Origin of the sequence: Inquilinus limosus DSM 16000, assembly GCF_000423185.1 — a bacterium.
GTDB classification, from domain to species: domain Bacteria; phylum Pseudomonadota; class Alphaproteobacteria; order DSM-16000; family Inquilinaceae; genus Inquilinus; species Inquilinus limosus.
On the sequence record NZ_AUHM01000022.1, the window covers coordinates 19,124 to 33,825 of the forward strand.

Sequence of the window (14,702 nt, forward strand, 5' to 3'; positions counted from 1 at the left end):
ATCCTCCTATTCCGCGATCGCCACCCGTCCCTGCGACGCCGCGCCGAGCGCGGCCAGGGTCCAGATCGCCAGCGCCTCCTGCCGGCCGCGGATCTCCGCCTGCCCGGCCGGCCCGAAATCGTCCAGCACCTCCCGCGGGCAGCCTTCGCGGGCGGCCTGGGAGACCGCGGCGTCGCTGGCCACCACCCGGGCGGCGAGGCGGCGGCTCAGCCGCTCCAGCCGGCTGGCGACGTTGACCGTGTCGCCGACGACGCCGAATTCCAGGCGCCGCTCGTCGCCGATATTGCCCATCACCACCAGGCCGTAATGCAGGCCGATGCCGACCTCGACCGGCGCGGCGCCGCGCCGTTGCCGCTTCTCGTTCCAGCGCTCGACCTCCGCGCACATCGCCCGGGCGCAGCACAGCGCGTTGCTGGCGTCGCGCGGGCCCGGCTGGGGCGTGCCGAAGGTCGCCATCACGCAGTCGCCGATATACTTGTCGATCGTGCCCTCATGGGCGAAGACCTGCTCGGCCATCCGCCGGTGGAAGCTGCGCAGCAGCGCCACCACCCGTTCCGGCGCCAGCCCTTCGGCCTGGCCGGAGAAGCCGACGATGTCGACGAACAGGATCACCGCCGGCTGCCGCTGGATCTCGCCCAGCGGCGCTGCCGAGGCGGCGAGCCGGCCGACCAGGTTGGGCGAGAAGTAGCGCGACAGCGCCGCCTTGGCCGCCTCCATCCGCGCCACCCGCCCGACCAGCCGGCGCGACCGCCACACGGCCAGCGCCAGGACCAGTGTCATCAGCACCAGGATGACGGTCTGGATCATCCACAGGGTGCTGCTGACGGCGTGCGGGTCGAGCGACATCGCGATGCGCTTGCCGTCGGCGCCGGGGCCCTCGACCACGTCGCTGGCGCTGGTGACGATGCTGTCGGGCCGCGTCGCCAGCCAGGCGAAGCCGAGCGACCAGGACACGGTCAGCGTCCCGCCGACCAGCAGCACCAGCTTCGGCGAATAGCTCAGCGCCACGCCGCACAGGAACAGCAGCAGGAACAGGAAGTTGGGGATGCGCTGGGTGAACTGGACCGGCACCTCGGAGCCGAACAGCGGGTTCGGCGCCACCATCACGAAGGTCAGCAGCACCGCGTCGAGCACCAGGAAGGCGCCGACGCCCCAGACGCCGATGCGGCCGCGCCGCTGCAGCAGATACGGGATCAGCCCGAGGCCGAGGAAGGCGGCGATCACGCCGAGATAGGCGATCGACCGTTCGGCCGGGATCGACAGCACGACATAAAGCGCCAGCAGCGCCGACACCAGGACGCGGCCGTAGAAGACATAGGAGAGGCCGTCCCGCTCCTCCCGCTCCATGGCGCCCCGGATGCCGCCGGGCGTCGCCTGCGCCGGCTCGGCCATGCCGTCCTCCCAGCCTGATGACCCGCTGCAGATAGGGCGTCGGAGCGGCTTTCGCCAGGGTGCGGATGACGTCAGATCGCCCCAGCCCTGCGCCGATGGGCTTTCCCCCATCGCCATCCTTCCTTATAAGAGCGCGCTCCTTCGGGAGCGTGCCCCCCGTACCCAGCAGGCCGCCCCCATGCCCAAGCGCACCGACATCCGCTCGATCTGCATCATCGGCGCCGGACCGATCGTCATCGGTCAGGCCTGCGAGTTCGACTATTCCGGCGCCCAGGCCTGCAAGGCGCTGAAGCAGGAGGGCTACCGCGTCATCCTGGTCAACTCCAACCCGGCGACGATCATGACCGATCCGGAGCTGGCGGACGCGACCTATATCGAGCCGATCACGCCGGAGATCGTGGCCCGCATCCTGGAGGCGGAGAAGCCGGACGCCCTGCTGCCGACCATGGGCGGGCAGACGGCGCTGAACACCGCCATGGCCCTGGCCGAGGACGGCACGCTGGAGCGGCTGGGGATCGAGCTGATCGGGGCCAAGCGCGAGAGCATCGAGAAGGCCGAGGACCGCGCCAAGTTCCGCGAGGCGATGGACGCGATCGGGCTGGAATCGCCGAAGAGCGCCGTGGTCCATTCCGTGGACGAGGCGCTGCGGGCGCTGCCCAATGTCGGCCTGCCGGCGATCATCCGCCCGTCCTTCACCCTCGGCGGCACCGGCGGCGGCATCGCCTACAACCGGGTCGAGTTCGAGGAGATCGTCCGCTCCGGCCTCGCGGCCAGCCCGACGCATGAGGTGCTGATCGAGGAATCGGTCCTCGGCTGGAAGGAATACGAGATGGAGGTGGTCCGCGACCGGGCGGACAACTGCATCATCATCTGCTCGATCGAGAACGTCGATCCGATGGGCATCCACACCGGCGACAGTGTCACCGTCGCCCCGGCCCTGACGCTGACCGACAAGGAATACCAGCGGATGCGCGACGCCTCGATCGCGGTGCTGCGCGCGATCGGCGTCGACACCGGCGGGTCGAACGTGCAGTTCGCAGTCGACCCCGAGACCGGCCGCATGGTCGTGATCGAGATGAACCCGCGGGTCAGCCGGTCCTCCGCCCTGGCGTCGAAGGCGACCGGATTCCCGATCGCCAAGGTCGCGGCCAAGCTGGCGGTCGGCTACACGCTCGACGAGCTGGCCAACGACATCACCAAGGTCACCCCGGCCAGCTTCGAGCCGACGATCGACTATGTCGTCGTCAAGATGCCGCGCTTCACCTTCGAGAAGTTCCCGGGCGCCGAGCCGACCCTGACCACCAGCATGAAGTCGGTGGGCGAGGCGATGTCGATCGGCCGCAGCTTCCCCGAGGCGCTGCAGAAGGCGCTGCGGTCGATGGAGACCGGGCTGACCGGCCTGGACGAGATCGAGATCCCGGGCGTCGCCATGGACGCGCCGGACCCGCAGGTCGTCCGCGCCGCCCTGGCCCGCCCGACCCACGACCGCCTGCTCGTCATCGCCCAGGCCATGCGCCTCGGCCTCGGGGTCGAGGAGATCCGCGCCGCCTGCAAGTTCGACCCCTGGTTCCTGCGCGAGATCGAGCGGATCGTCGCGGCGGAGGAGGAGGTGCGGCGCTACGGACTGCCCGAGGACGCCCAGGGCTTCGCCCGGCTGAAGCGGCTCGGCTTCTCCGACGCCCGGCTGGCGAAGCTGGCCGGCGTCAGCGAGGCGGAGGCCGCCTCCGCCCGCCGCGGCCTCGGCGTGACGCCGGTCTACAAGCGGATCGACACCTGCGCCGCCGAGTTCGCCTCGGCCACGCCCTACATGTACTCGACCCACGAGGCCGGCTTCGACGACGGCGAGTGCGAATCCGACCCGACCGACCGCGAGAAGATCGTCATCCTCGGCGGCGGCCCGAACCGGATCGGCCAGGGCATCGAGTTCGACTATTGCTGCGTCCACGCCGCCTACGCGCTGAAGGAGGCCGGCTACGAGACCATCATGGTCAACTGCAACCCGGAGACGGTGTCGACCGACTACGACACCTCGGACCGGTTGTATTTCGAGCCGCTGACCGCCGAGGACGTGATCGAGCTGATCCGGGTCGAGCAGGAGCGCGGCACGGTCAAGGGCGTGATCGTCCAGTTCGGCGGCCAGACGCCGCTGAAGCTGGCGCACGACCTGCAGGCCGCGGGCATCCCGATCCTCGGCTCGCCGCTCGATGCGATCGACCTGGCCGAGGACCGCGAGCGCTTCCGCGACCTGCTGGACCGGCTGGGCCTGCGCCAGCCGAAGAGCGGCATCGCCCGCTCCGCCGAGGAGGCGGAGGCGATCGCCCAGGAGGTCGGCTTCCCCTGCCTGATGCGCCCGTCCTACGTGCTGGGCGGCCGGGCGATGGAGATCGTCTACGACCTGCAGGGGCTGCGCCGCTACATCACCACGGCCGTGAAGGTCTCCGGCCGCAACCCGGTGCTGATCGACCGCTACCTGCAGGACGCGATCGAGGTCGATGTCGACGCGGTGCGCGACGGCGAGCAGGTCTATGTCGCCGGCATCATGGAGCACATCGAGGAGGCCGGGATCCATTCCGGCGACAGCGCCTGCGCCCTGCCGCCCTATTCCCTGCCCGCCTTCGTGGTGCGCGAGATCGAGCGCCAGACCCGGATGCTGGCCGACGGCCTCGGCGTCATCGGCCTGATGAACACCCAGTACGCGGTCAAGGACAACGAGGTCTACGTCATCGAGGTCAATCCCCGCGCCAGCCGCACCGTGCCCTTCGTGGCCAAGGCGACCGGCACGCCGATCGCCAAGATCGCGGCCCGGGTGATGGCCGGCGAGAAGCTGGCCGACTTCCCCCTGACCGGACCGACCCCGCCCTACACCGCGGTGAAGGAGGCCGTGTTCCCGTTCAACCGCTTCCCCGGCGTCGACGTGATCCTGGGGCCGGAGATGAAGTCGACCGGCGAGGTCATGGGCCTGGACCGCGACTTCGGCCGCGCCTTCGCCAAGAGCCAGCTGGGCGCCAACCAGAAGGTGCCGCTGTCGGGCACGGTCTTCATCTCGGTCAAGGACCGCGACAAGCCGGCGATCCTCCCGATCGCCCGCCGCATCGCCGAGCTGGGCTTCGAGATCCTGGCCTCGACCGGCACCGCCAAGGCCCTGGAGGAAGGCGGCCTCAAGGTCCGGCGCATCAACAAGGTGATGGAAGGCCAGCCGCACATCGTCGACGCCATCCTGAACGGCGAGGTCCAGCTGGTGTTCAACACCACGGACGGCGCCCAGACGGTGCGCGACAGCTTCGGCTTGCGCCGCGCCGCGCTGGTCAATAACATCCCTTACTCGACGACCGTGGCCGGGGCGCGCGCGACCGTGGAGGCGATCGCCGCGCTGAAGGCCGGGGCGCTTGAAGTCGCCCCGCTGCAATCCTACCTAGGTTCGGCGCGGTAGCACCGGGGGCAGGGATACGAGCAGGTCTGGAAGGCCGGCGTCCTTGACGCCGGAGGTACCGCTTTTTGGCTTTTTGGGACTGGAGCGCGATGGAAAAGGTGCCGATGACCGCGGCGGGGTACAACCGGCTGCAGGAAGAGTTGAAGCATCTGAAGAGCGTGGCGCGGCCCGAGGTGATCAAGGCGATCGCGGAGGCGCGCGAGCATGGTGACCTGTCCGAAAACGCGGAATACCACGCGGCGCGCGAGCGCCAGAGCTTCATCGAAGGCCGGGTGATGGAACTCGAGGACCGGATCAGCCGGGCCGAGATCATCGACACCTCGAAGCTGTCGGGCGACACCATCAAGTTCGGCGCCACCGTGACGCTGGCGGACGAGGACACCGACGAGGAGATCACCTACCAGATCGTCGGCCAGGACGAGTCCGACATCAAGGAGGGCCGCCTGTCGATCACCGCCCCCCTGGCGCGCTCGCTGATCGGCAAGGCCGAGGGCGACCAGGTCGAGGTCACCACCCCCGGCGGCTCCAAGAGCTACGAGATCGTCACGGTCCAGTTCGTCTGACCACCGATCCTCTTTGCATTGCGCAGCGGCCCCGCTTCGGCGGGGCCGCTTCCGTTTCGGCTCCGCCCATCGGAGCGGACCGGCCATTCCCACCGGACCGGTCCTGTGGTATACGCCGCGCATGACCCACGCTCTGCGATATCCATGCGAAAAATCCACCTTCTGATCGGAAGGGTGGCAGAGCGGTCGTGCGTCGGTTTTCCAAGCCGCAGTTAACATTCAGCCCCAGCGAGAGTCCGGTGCCCCTTCCCTGTCCGGGAATGGTGCGTCCGCTGGGCCGGCTTTCCGGCTTCTCCGCCAGCCTTCCGCGGCCCACGGGCTCGCCTATCGGTGAAGGCAAGGCGCTGTAAACGCCCCGCTCGCGCTGTGGTGGTTCGACTCCATCCCCGTGGACCAGACCTCCCGGATCCGTCCGGTGGATCCGACAGGACAGGATCGATGGCGAATTCCGGCGCGGCGGCACCGTCGAGGGACGTCGCGCCATCCCTTGTCGTCATCGGCGGTGCAGGCAGGCCGTAAGGGCGGCGCGCCGGAACCTTGACGCGCCGTTCGACCCGGCCGTCTGCACCGCATCACCTGTGCCCTGCTTCAGCGGGGTCGGTTGCCTTGACGACAGCTGTCATGCGGCCGGTCGCGGCACCGGTCCGCCGCCGGATCTCCAGGAACACCAGACCCGCCAGACTGCCGAGGCCGGCCGTCAGCCAGAGGGCCGGCGCAGGCCCCAGCCGGCCCAGCAGAGCGGCGAACAGGAACGGCGCCAGGGCAGAGACGATGTGGACGATGCTGGAGATCCAGCCGAGGCGCTCGGCATAGCCGGACCGCCCGAACAGCGCCAGCGGCACCGTGCCGCGGACGATGCTGTTCAGCCCGGATCCCAGCCCGAACAGAACCGCGAAGCCGACCGCCGCCGCCAGGGCGGGCGCGCCGAGCAGCAGCAGGCCGAGCGCCAGCGGCGGCAGGACGGTGGCGATGATCGCCAGGCTGACCGGGCTGGCGCGGCGGCCGGCGGTCATGGTCAGGAACCGGCTCAGCACCTGTGCCGGGCCGAAGAGGCTGCCGACCAGCAGGCTGCCGGCGCCCAGGCCGATCGCCCCGAGCAGCGGGACCATATGCACCAGCACGGCCGAGGAGACGAAGCCGGCGAGCGAGAAGCCGGTCATGGTCAGCACCAGCAGAGCGCGCTGATCCTGGCGCCAGGCCCCGTCACCCTCGGGAACCGCGACGGCCTCGGCCGGATGCGCCGCCGGGCCGGTCGCCCGGGCGAGGCCGCGGAGCCAGAGATGGACGGGCAGGCACAGGAGCAGGTGCAGCGCCGCGAAAACGAGATACACCTCGCGCCAGGCCAGGTGGTCCTGCATCGCCGCTGTGAGAGGCCAGAACAGGGTCGAGGCGAAGCCGGCGATCAGGGTCAGATGGGTGATGCTGCGCCGGGCGCCGAAGCCGGCGACCTGGACCAGGGCCGGGAAGGCCACCTCGTAGAGAACAAAGGACGACGCCAGCTGGATCGCGATCAGCCCGAGGGCGAAGCCGACCGGCCCGGGCGCTAGGGCGCAGCCGATCAGGGCGAGCGCCGAGGCCGCCGATCCGAACGCCATGATCCGGCCGGCGCCATGCCGGTCGACCCACCGGCCGCATCTGGGGCCGATCAGCGCCCCGATCAGGAGGGCAGCGGAAAAGGCGCCGTAGACGCGATCCAGTCGCCAGCCGATATCGGCGGCCATCCCGGCGGCCAGGATGCTGAAGCTGTAGTACAGCGTGCCGTAGCCGATGATCTGGGTCAGCCCGAGCCCGGCCACGGCGGCGAGCAGGCGCCGCCCCGAGACCGGACCGGCCGCGCCGGTCGCTCCAGCCATGACCAGGTTTCCCCCTGAGGCCTATCCGCAGCAGGCGGATGCCGTGGCGGACTCGGCCGGTGCGGCGGGGCCGCAGCAGGTCGCCGCCTCCGTCTTGCGGCCGGGACCGTTGCAGACGCCGGTCTCCGGCAGCACCAGCTCGACCCGCCGCGCCGCCTCGTGGTCCCCGGCCAGATGGGCCGCGACCGATCGCGCCTGCTCATATCCGGTCGCGAGCAGAAAGGTCGGGGCTCGGCCATAGGCCTTCATGCCGATGATGAACAGGCCGGGCTCCGGCTGCGCCAGCTCGGCCGCGCCATGCGGGCGGACGGTGCCGCAGCTGTGCTCGTTCGGGTCGATCAGCGGCGCCAGCGCCCGGGGGCAGTCGAGCGCCGGGTCGAGGTCGAGGCGCAGCTCGGCGAGGATCGACAGGTCCGGCCGCAGCCCGGTCGCCACCACCATCTCGTCGGCCTCGATGCCGCGCACGGCCCCGTCCTGGTCGCCGAGGACGCGCAGGCCGTTCCCGGCCGCCTCGATCGCATCGACCGCGAAGGGCGCGACGATCTCATAGGTCCCCGCCTCCGCCAGCGCCCGCAGGCGCAGGCCGAGGGCGCCGCGGCGCGGCAGCTGGTCGGCCTCGCCGCCGCCGAACAGCTTCGCCCGGTCGGTATTGCGGAAGGCCCAGACGATGCTCGTGCCCGGTGCCTCCCGGGCCAGATCGGCCAGGTCGAGCAGCGTGCCTGTGGCGGAATGGCCGCTGCCGAGGACGAGGATGCGGCGGCCGGCATAACGGTCGCGCTCGCGGCCCAGCACGTCGGGCATGCCGTAGCGGATGCGGGATGCGGCCGCGCGCTCGCCGACCGCCGGCAGGCCGCTGGCGCCGGCCGGATTCGGCGAGGACCAGGTGCCGGAGGCGTCGATCACCGCCCGCACGAACAATCGCCCTTCCCGCCCCTCGTCATCGACATACCGCACCTCGAACGGCCGGTCTTCCCGTCCGGCAGTCCGGACCTTGCCGAGGCCGGCGCGGGCGATGCCGGTGACCCGCGTGCCCAGGCGCAGGCGGCCGGCGACCTCCGGCGTCGCGGCCAGCGGGTCGAGATAGCGCTCGGCCAGGTCCCGGCCGGTCGGATAGCCGGCCTCGTCCGGATGCGTCCAGCCATGCCGCCGCAGCAGCGCGACCGCGGTCCGGTCGGTGCTGTACCCCCAGGGCGAGAACATCGGGACATGGCCCCAGTCGCGCACCGCGGCGCCGACCACCGTGCCGGCCTCCAGAACCACGGGCTCGATCCCGTAGCCGAGCAGATGCACCGCGGCGGCCAAGCCCACCGGTCCCGCGCCGATGATCGCGACCGGCAGCTCCGACGGCGCGGCGGTCTCGAGCGCCATACGGTCCGACGAGACAAGAGGACGATTCATCTCGCATCTCCTTTGGCTTCTAGGCATTGATGGTCGATGTATTGAGGCAAAAAAGAGAGGCTGCTATCCGCAGCAGCCTCCGCCGCTGCCCTGCCGCTCGATCACCTGGCCGGTCTCGGTCAGCACCTGGGTGACCTCGAGCCAGGCCTCGACGCCGACCCGGAAGGCTTCCCGCCCCTTCTCGGTCAGGGTGTAGGTCTTGCGCGGGCGGCCGGAGACGACGCTGCTCTCGACCGTGACATAGCCGCCCTCCTCGAACTCGCGCAGCACCGGGTAGATCGTGCCCTCGGTCGGGGAGCAGCAGCCATTCGTCGTCAGTTCCACCGCGCGGGCGATGTCGTAGCCGTGCATCGGCCGGTCGTGCAGCACGCGCAGGATGAAGAACTTGGACAGGCTCATCTTGATCGTGCCGGCCCAGTAGGACCGGCTGGTGTAGTCGACCGCGGGACGGGCGACGGCGGAGAGTTTGCGGGCTTCGGTCATGCGCCGATCCTCATACCTTGATGGTCGATGAGTCAAGGGATAATGTATGCGCATTCCAGCCCGGCCGGGAAACCCGATGATCCGCCTCGCCACGCCGGAGGACGCCCCTGCCCTCCAGGCCATCTATGCCCCGATCGTCGCCGAAAGCGCGATTTCCTTCGAGCTGGCGCCGCCCACGGCGGCAGAGATGGCCGACCGCATCCGCGGCACGATCCCGGCCCATCCCTGGCTGATCATGGAACAGGACGGCCGGATCCTGGGCTATGCCTATGCCGGCCCGCACCGGACGCGGCCGGCCTATCGCTGGTCGGTCGACGTCAGCGTCTATGTCGCCGAGGCCGGGCGACGGCGAGGCATCGGCCGCGCCCTCTATGAGCGGCTGTTCGAGCTGCTGCGGCGGCAGGGCTACCACTCCGCCTTCGCCGGCATCGCCCTGCCGAACCCGGCCAGCGTCGCCTTGCACGAGGCGGTCGGGTTCGTGCCGCTCGGCGTCTACCGCGACGTCGGCTTCAAGCACGGCGCCTGGCACGACGTCGGCTGGTGGCAGCGCCCGATCGGCGACCGGCCGGATCAGCCGGCCGAACCTCGGCCGGTGACCGAGGTCCTGGACTGATCAGATCGCCCGGCGCTCATACCAACCCCGCGTCGCCGTCACCAGGCGTACCACCGACAGCATGACCGGCACCTCGACCAGTACGCCGACCACGGTGGCCAGCGCCGCGCCGGAGTCGAGGCCGAACAGGCTGATCGCGGCCGCCACCGCCAGCTCGAAGAAGTTCGACGCGCCGATCAAAGCCGCCGGCGCCGCGACGCACCAAGCGACGCCGAGCCGCCGGGACAGCCAATAGGCGATGCCGGCGTTGAGATAGACCTGAACCAGGATCGGCACGGCCAGCAGCAGGATCACCAGCGGCTGGGCCAGGATGTGCTCGCCCTGGAAGCCGAACAGCAGCACCAGCGTCGCCAGCAGGGCCGCGAGCGACAGCGGCTGCAGCACCGCCAGCGTCCGGCGCAGCGCCGGTTCGCCGCCCGCGGCCAGCAGCAACCGGCGCCAGAGCTGCGCCGCCGCCACCGGCACGACGATGTAGAGCAGCACCGACAGCAGCAGCGTGTCCCAGGGCACGGTGATCGAGGCGACGCCGAGCAGCAGTCCGACCAGCGGCGCGAAGGCGAAGACCATGATCAGGTCGTTCAGCGCCACCTGGCTCAGCGTGTAATGCGGCTCGCCCTCGCACAGGTTGGACCAGACGAAGACCATGGCGGTGCAGGGCGCGGCGGCCAGCAGGATCAGCCCGGCGATGTAGGACGGGATCTGGTCCGGCGCCAGCCAGGGCGCGAACAGATGGCCGATGAACAGGCTGCCCAGCAGCGCCATCGAGAACGGCTTGACGCCCCAGTTGACGAACAGGGTCACGCCGACGCCGCGCCAATGCTCCTTCACCTGGCCGAGGGCCGCGAAGTCGATCTTCAGCAGCATCGGCACGATCATCGCCCAGATCAGTACCGCCACCGGCAGATTGACCTTCGCAGCCTCCGCCGAGGCGACGAGCGCGAAGAAGCCCGGCGCCACCGCGCCGAGGCCGATTCCGGCGACGATGCAGAGCGCGACCCAGAGGCTGAGATAGCGTTCGAAGAGTCCCATGGGCGGGGCTGCCGGCGCGGGCCCGGCCGCGGTGGTTTCGGCGGTCATCACGGATCCGATCGGTCGGAGGGAAGGATCAGGCGCGCTTGCCGGAGGCGTCGACGACCAGCTCGCCGTCCTCCTTGCGGAACTCGCCCCGCTGCGGCGCCGGCAGGATGTCCAGCACCGTCTCCGATGGGCGGGCCAGCTTCACCCCCCGCTCGGTCACGACGATCGGGCGGTTGATCAGGATCGGATGCGCCATCATCGCGTCGAGCAGCTGGTCGTCGGTGAGCTCCGGATTGTCGAGGCCGAGTTCGTGGTAGGGCGTGCCCTTCTCGCGCAGCACCGCCCGCACCGGGACACCCATGCGGCGGATGAGATCAGCCAGCTCGGCCCGGCTCGGCGGCGTCTTCAGATACTCGATGACCGTCGGCTCGATGCCGGCGTTGCGGATCAGGCCGAGGACGTTGCGCGACGTGCCGCAGGCCGGGTTGTGGTAGATCGTGACCGCGCTCATGACGATGCCGGTTCCTTCTGGGTCTGGCCGATCTCACGCAGCCGATGCCCGAGCGAGATGCGGTCCAGCGACCGCAACGGCAGGCAGGTGAAGATCGAGATGCGATTGGACAGCAGGCGATAGGTCTCGGCGAAGGCGAGGCCGATCTCGGACTCCTTGCCCTCGACCGCGGCCGGGTCCGGCACGCCCCAATGGGCGCTCATCGGCTGGCCGGGCCAGACCGGGCAGACCTCGTTCGCGGCGTTGTCGCAGACGGTGAACACGAAATCGAGCCGTGGGGCGTCCGGGCCGGTGAACTCCTCCCATCCCTTGGAGCGGAGACCGCTGACGTCGTGATGGCTGTGCTCGAGCACCGCTAGGGCGCGGGGATGAACCCGGCCCTTGGGCTGGCTGCCGGCGGAGAAGGCCCGGAACCGGCCCTGCCCGACCCGGTTCAGGATCGCCTCTGCGATGATCGAGCGGGCGGAGTTTCCGGTGCAGAGGAACAGCACGTTGAAGACGGGATCGCTCATGCCACACCTCCCGATGCCGATGGCGCGGGAACGCAGCCGCAGCTCGCCTGCTCGATCACGTCCATCAGCGGCGCGCAGATCTCCGGCCGTCCGTGGCAGCAATCCTGCACCAGGAAGGACAGCAGGGCCCGTACGCCGTCGAGATCGGCGGAGTAGATGATCGACCGGCTTTCCCGCCGCGACCGGATCAACCCGGCGCGGGCGAGGATGCCGAGATGGGTCGACAGCGTGGTCGCGGGCACGCCGAGCCGTTCCGCCACGGCTCCGGCCGGCACCCCGTCCGGCCCGGCCTGGACCAGCAGGCGGAAGACCGCCAGGCGGGTGGACTGGGCAAGCGCCCCAAGGCCTTCGATCGCTGCATTCTCATCCATATTTCGAGAATAGCAGAAATATGGAATTGGAGCAAGCTCGCTCGGATGTGGACCTATCGCGCTTTTGTCTAATCCATTGAACTCATTCGCGAAATCCACAGGCGAGCACGCCAAATGTCACTTCGGCGATACGAATGTTAAATCGAATCGTCATCATCCCCCTGTAGGGAACGATCCCGTCGCCGCCGCCGTGGGGCGTGCAGGGGCGGCCAAACGGGAGACACACATGACCGTCGTGACCAAGCTGTCGGCGGCCGCCTTCGCGCTGGCCGCCGCCGCGGCATTCGCACAGCCGGCCCAGGCCGAGCGCACCAAGTTCGAGTTCTGGTACGGGCTGACCGGGGACCTGGAGCAGCGGGTGCAGGACACCTGCAAGCGCTTCAACGACAGCCAGGCCGATTACGAGATCGTCTGCGTCGGCCAGGGCGGCTATCCGAATGCGGTGCAGAACGCCATCGCCGCCTACCGGGCCCAGAAGCAGCCGACCGTGGTGCAGGTGTTCGACGCCGGCACGCTGGACCTGATGCTGTCCGGCGCCTATGTCCCCGCCCGCAAGCTGATGGCCGACAACGGCTACGACATCAAGTGGGACGACTATTTCGGCGGCATCGCGAACTACTACGCGACGTCAAAGGGCGAGCTGATGTCGTTCCCCTACAACTCCTCGACGGCGCTGTTCTACTGGAACAAGGACGCCTTCGCCAAGATCGGCCGCGACAAGGGCCCCGAGACCTGGGAAGACGTCGAGCAGATCGCCCGGCAGCTGAAGGCCGCCGGCTACGACTGCCCGCTGGCCTTCAACTTCGACCCCTGGCCGACGCTGGAGCAGTTCTCGGCGATCCACAACCAGCCGATCGCCAGCAAGAACAACGGCTATGACGGGCTCGACGCCGAGCTGGTCTTCAACAAGACCAAGTTCGTCGACCATGTCGCCTTCATCAAGAAGATGTACGACGAAGGCCTGTTCGTGCTGAAGACCAAGGAAGGCGGCCAGGACGTTGTCCCGGCCTTCGCCTCCGGCACCTGCCAGATGACGCAGTCCTCGGTCGCCGATCACGGCACCATCGGCAAGCTGGCCGCCCCGGACATGCATTGGGACGTGGTCAAGCTGCCGGTCTGGGCCGGCACCGAGCGCAAGAACTCGCTGGTCGGCGGCGCCTCGCTGTGGGTCCTCGCCGGCAAGTCCGACGCCGAATACAAGGGCGCGGCGTCGTTCCTGAATTTCCTGGCCCAGCCCTCCTCGGTCGAGTGGTGGTCGACCGTCACCGGCTACATCCCGGTGACCAATTCCGGCTTCCAGGCGATGAAGGCCGAGGGCTTCTACGACAAGGCGCCCTACAAGGGCCGCGAGCTGGCGATCGAGAGCCTGACCTACACCCCGACCACCCCGATCTCCCGCGGCATCCGCCTCGGCGGCTACATCCAGATCCGCAAGGAGGTCCAGGACGCGCTGCAGGCGATCATCAGCGGCAAGGTCTCGGTGCAGGACGGCCTCGACCAGGCGGTGGAGCGCGGCAACGCGATCCTGCGCCGCTTCGAGAAGACCTACGCCGGCAAGCAGCTGCTCTGACCGGCGCCGCCGCCCTCACCCTCTCGGCCCACGGGAGGGTGAGGGACGGCAGGTCCCTTTCCATCCCCATACTTCACCAGTCGCCTCGGACCCGATGGAAAAACGCGCCTTCTTCAAGAACCGGACGCTGGCCTGGCTCCTGATCGCACCGCAGCTGCTGCTGGTGTTCCTGTTCTTCTACTGGCCGGCCGGCGAGGCGCTGTACTGGGCCTTCACCCTCGAGCAGCCCTGGGGCGGCGGCAATGAATGGGTCGGGCTGGAGAATTTCCGGGCGCTGTTCCAGGACGGAGCCTATTGGGGCTCGATCGGCGTCAGCTTCGGCTACGCCCTCCTGGCCACCGGCATTGCCATGGCCGGCGCTCTGGTCCTGGCGCTCTTCGTCGACCGGCAGCTGCGCGGCTTCCAGGCCTACCGCTCGGTCTTCGTCTGGCCCTATGCCATCGCCGCGCCCGCCGCCGCCGTGGCCTTCCGCTTCATCTTCGCGCCCGAGAGCGGGATGATCGGGGCGCTGAACGCCCTCTGGCCCGGCCTGTGGAACCCGGTGCTGAACGCCACCCAGGCCCTGATCATGGTCGTGCTGTGCCACGCCTGGATCTGGATCGGCTACAATTTCATCTTCTTCCTGGCGGCGCTGCAGTCGATCCCCCGCAGCCTGATCGAGGCCAGCGCCATGGATGGGTCGGGCGCGCTGCGCCGGATGCGCGACATCCAGTTGCCGCTGATCGCCCCGACCCTGTTCTTCCTGGTCGTGATCAACCTCACCGGCAGCTTCACCGACAGCTTCGGCATCGTCGACATCATGACCGAGGGCGGCCCGGCCCGCGGCACCGAGGTCATGGTCTACAAGATCTATTTCGACGGCTTCAAAGGCCTCGACTACTCCGGCGCCGCCGCTCAGAGCATCGTGCTGATGCTGCTCGTCATGGCCCTCACCTTCGTCCAGTTCCGCTGGGTCGAACGCCGCGTGCACTACAGCTGAGGGAGGTCGG

Annotated in this window: 13 protein-coding genes and 1 tRNA gene; 6 read left to right on the forward strand and 8 right to left on the reverse strand. The window is 69.4% G+C overall.

What is annotated here, in order from left to right:
- Nucleotides 1-6: 6 nt before the first annotated feature.
- Nucleotides 7-1,392 (reverse strand): adenylate/guanylate cyclase domain-containing protein, encoded by a 1,386-nt coding sequence (locus tag G537_RS38745; RefSeq protein WP_051248639.1) that lies wholly within the window; start codon nt 1,390-1,392, stop codon nt 7-9.
- Nucleotides 1,393-1,570: 178 nt separating this feature from the next.
- Between G537_RS38745 and carB the strand changes: the two genes are divergently transcribed.
- The 3 genes from carB to G537_RS0119300 all read left to right on the forward strand — a co-directional run bounded on the left by carB (nt 1,571) and on the right by G537_RS0119300 (nt 5,781).
- Nucleotides 1,571-4,822, forward strand: a complete 3,252-nt coding sequence (carB, locus tag G537_RS0119290; protein WP_026871522.1) for a carbamoyl-phosphate synthase large subunit — start codon at nt 1,571-1,573, stop codon at nt 4,820-4,822.
- 89 nt (nt 4,823-4,911) lie between these two features.
- Nucleotides 4,912-5,385: a transcription elongation factor GreA gene (greA, locus tag G537_RS0119295; protein WP_026871523.1), complete on the forward strand. Its 474-nt coding sequence runs from the start codon at nt 4,912-4,914 to the stop codon at nt 5,383-5,385.
- A gap of 312 nt (nt 5,386-5,697) precedes the next feature.
- A tRNA-Tyr gene (locus G537_RS0119300) sits at nt 5,698-5,781 on the forward strand.
- A 176-nt stretch (nt 5,782-5,957) separates the two neighbouring features.
- Here the strand turns inward: G537_RS0119300 and arsK are convergent.
- The 3 genes from arsK to G537_RS0119315 all read right to left on the reverse strand — a co-directional run bounded on the left by arsK (nt 5,958) and on the right by G537_RS0119315 (nt 9,119).
- Nucleotides 5,958-7,238 (reverse strand): arsenite efflux MFS transporter ArsK, encoded by a 1,281-nt coding sequence (gene arsK, locus G537_RS38750; protein WP_051248641.1) that lies wholly within the window; start codon nt 7,236-7,238, stop codon nt 5,958-5,960.
- A 21-nt stretch (nt 7,239-7,259) separates the two neighbouring features.
- Complete coding sequence (locus tag G537_RS38755) at nt 7,260-8,636, reverse strand: NAD(P)-binding domain-containing protein (RefSeq protein WP_211230434.1); 1,377 nt, start codon at nt 8,634-8,636, stop codon at nt 7,260-7,262.
- Nucleotides 8,637-8,699: 63 nt separating this feature from the next.
- Complete coding sequence (locus tag G537_RS0119315; protein ID WP_026871524.1) at nt 8,700-9,119, reverse strand: PadR family transcriptional regulator; 420 nt, start codon at nt 9,117-9,119, stop codon at nt 8,700-8,702.
- Between the two features lie 76 nt (nt 9,120-9,195).
- Between G537_RS0119315 and G537_RS0119320 the strand changes: the two genes are divergently transcribed.
- On the forward strand, nt 9,196-9,732 hold the full coding sequence (locus G537_RS0119320) for an arsinothricin resistance N-acetyltransferase ArsN1 family B (RefSeq protein ID WP_162146128.1): 537 nt from the start codon (nt 9,196-9,198) through the stop codon (nt 9,730-9,732).
- Here the strand turns inward: G537_RS0119320 and arsB are convergent, their stop codons facing one another.
- From arsB to G537_RS0119340, 4 genes are all read right to left on the reverse strand, one after another.
- Entirely contained in the window at nt 9,733-10,761 is a 1,029-nt protein-coding gene (gene arsB / locus G537_RS0119325; RefSeq protein ID WP_026871526.1) for an ACR3 family arsenite efflux transporter, read from the reverse strand.
- A 76-nt stretch (nt 10,762-10,837) separates the two neighbouring features.
- Entirely contained in the window at nt 10,838-11,260 is a 423-nt protein-coding gene (arsC, locus tag G537_RS0119330) for an arsenate reductase (glutaredoxin) (RefSeq protein ID WP_026871527.1), read from the reverse strand.
- Complete coding sequence (locus tag G537_RS0119335) at nt 11,257-11,772, reverse strand: arsenate reductase ArsC (protein WP_026871528.1); 516 nt, start codon at nt 11,770-11,772, stop codon at nt 11,257-11,259. The genes arsC and G537_RS0119335 overlap by 4 nt, the downstream gene beginning before the upstream one ends.
- Nucleotides 11,769-12,143 carry an ArsR/SmtB family transcription factor gene (locus G537_RS0119340; protein ID WP_026871529.1) on the reverse strand — a complete coding sequence of 125 codons (375 nt, stop codon included), beginning with the start codon at nt 12,141-12,143 and terminating at the stop codon, nt 11,769-11,771. Before G537_RS0119340 ends, G537_RS0119335 begins: the two co-directional genes overlap by 4 nt.
- 226 nt (nt 12,144-12,369) lie before the next feature.
- On the opposite strand from G537_RS0119340, the gene G537_RS0119345 reads away from it, so the two are divergent.
- Nucleotides 12,370-13,713, forward strand: a complete 1,344-nt coding sequence (locus tag G537_RS0119345) for an extracellular solute-binding protein (RefSeq protein WP_026871530.1) — start codon at nt 12,370-12,372, stop codon at nt 13,711-13,713.
- 94 nt (nt 13,714-13,807) lie between these two features.
- The gene (locus G537_RS0119350) at nt 13,808-14,692 is read left to right on the forward strand and encodes an ABC transporter permease subunit (RefSeq protein ID WP_026871531.1); all 885 of its coding nucleotides are present in this window, start codon (nt 13,808-13,810) and stop codon (nt 14,690-14,692) included.
- Nucleotides 14,693-14,702 lie beyond the last annotated feature (10 nt).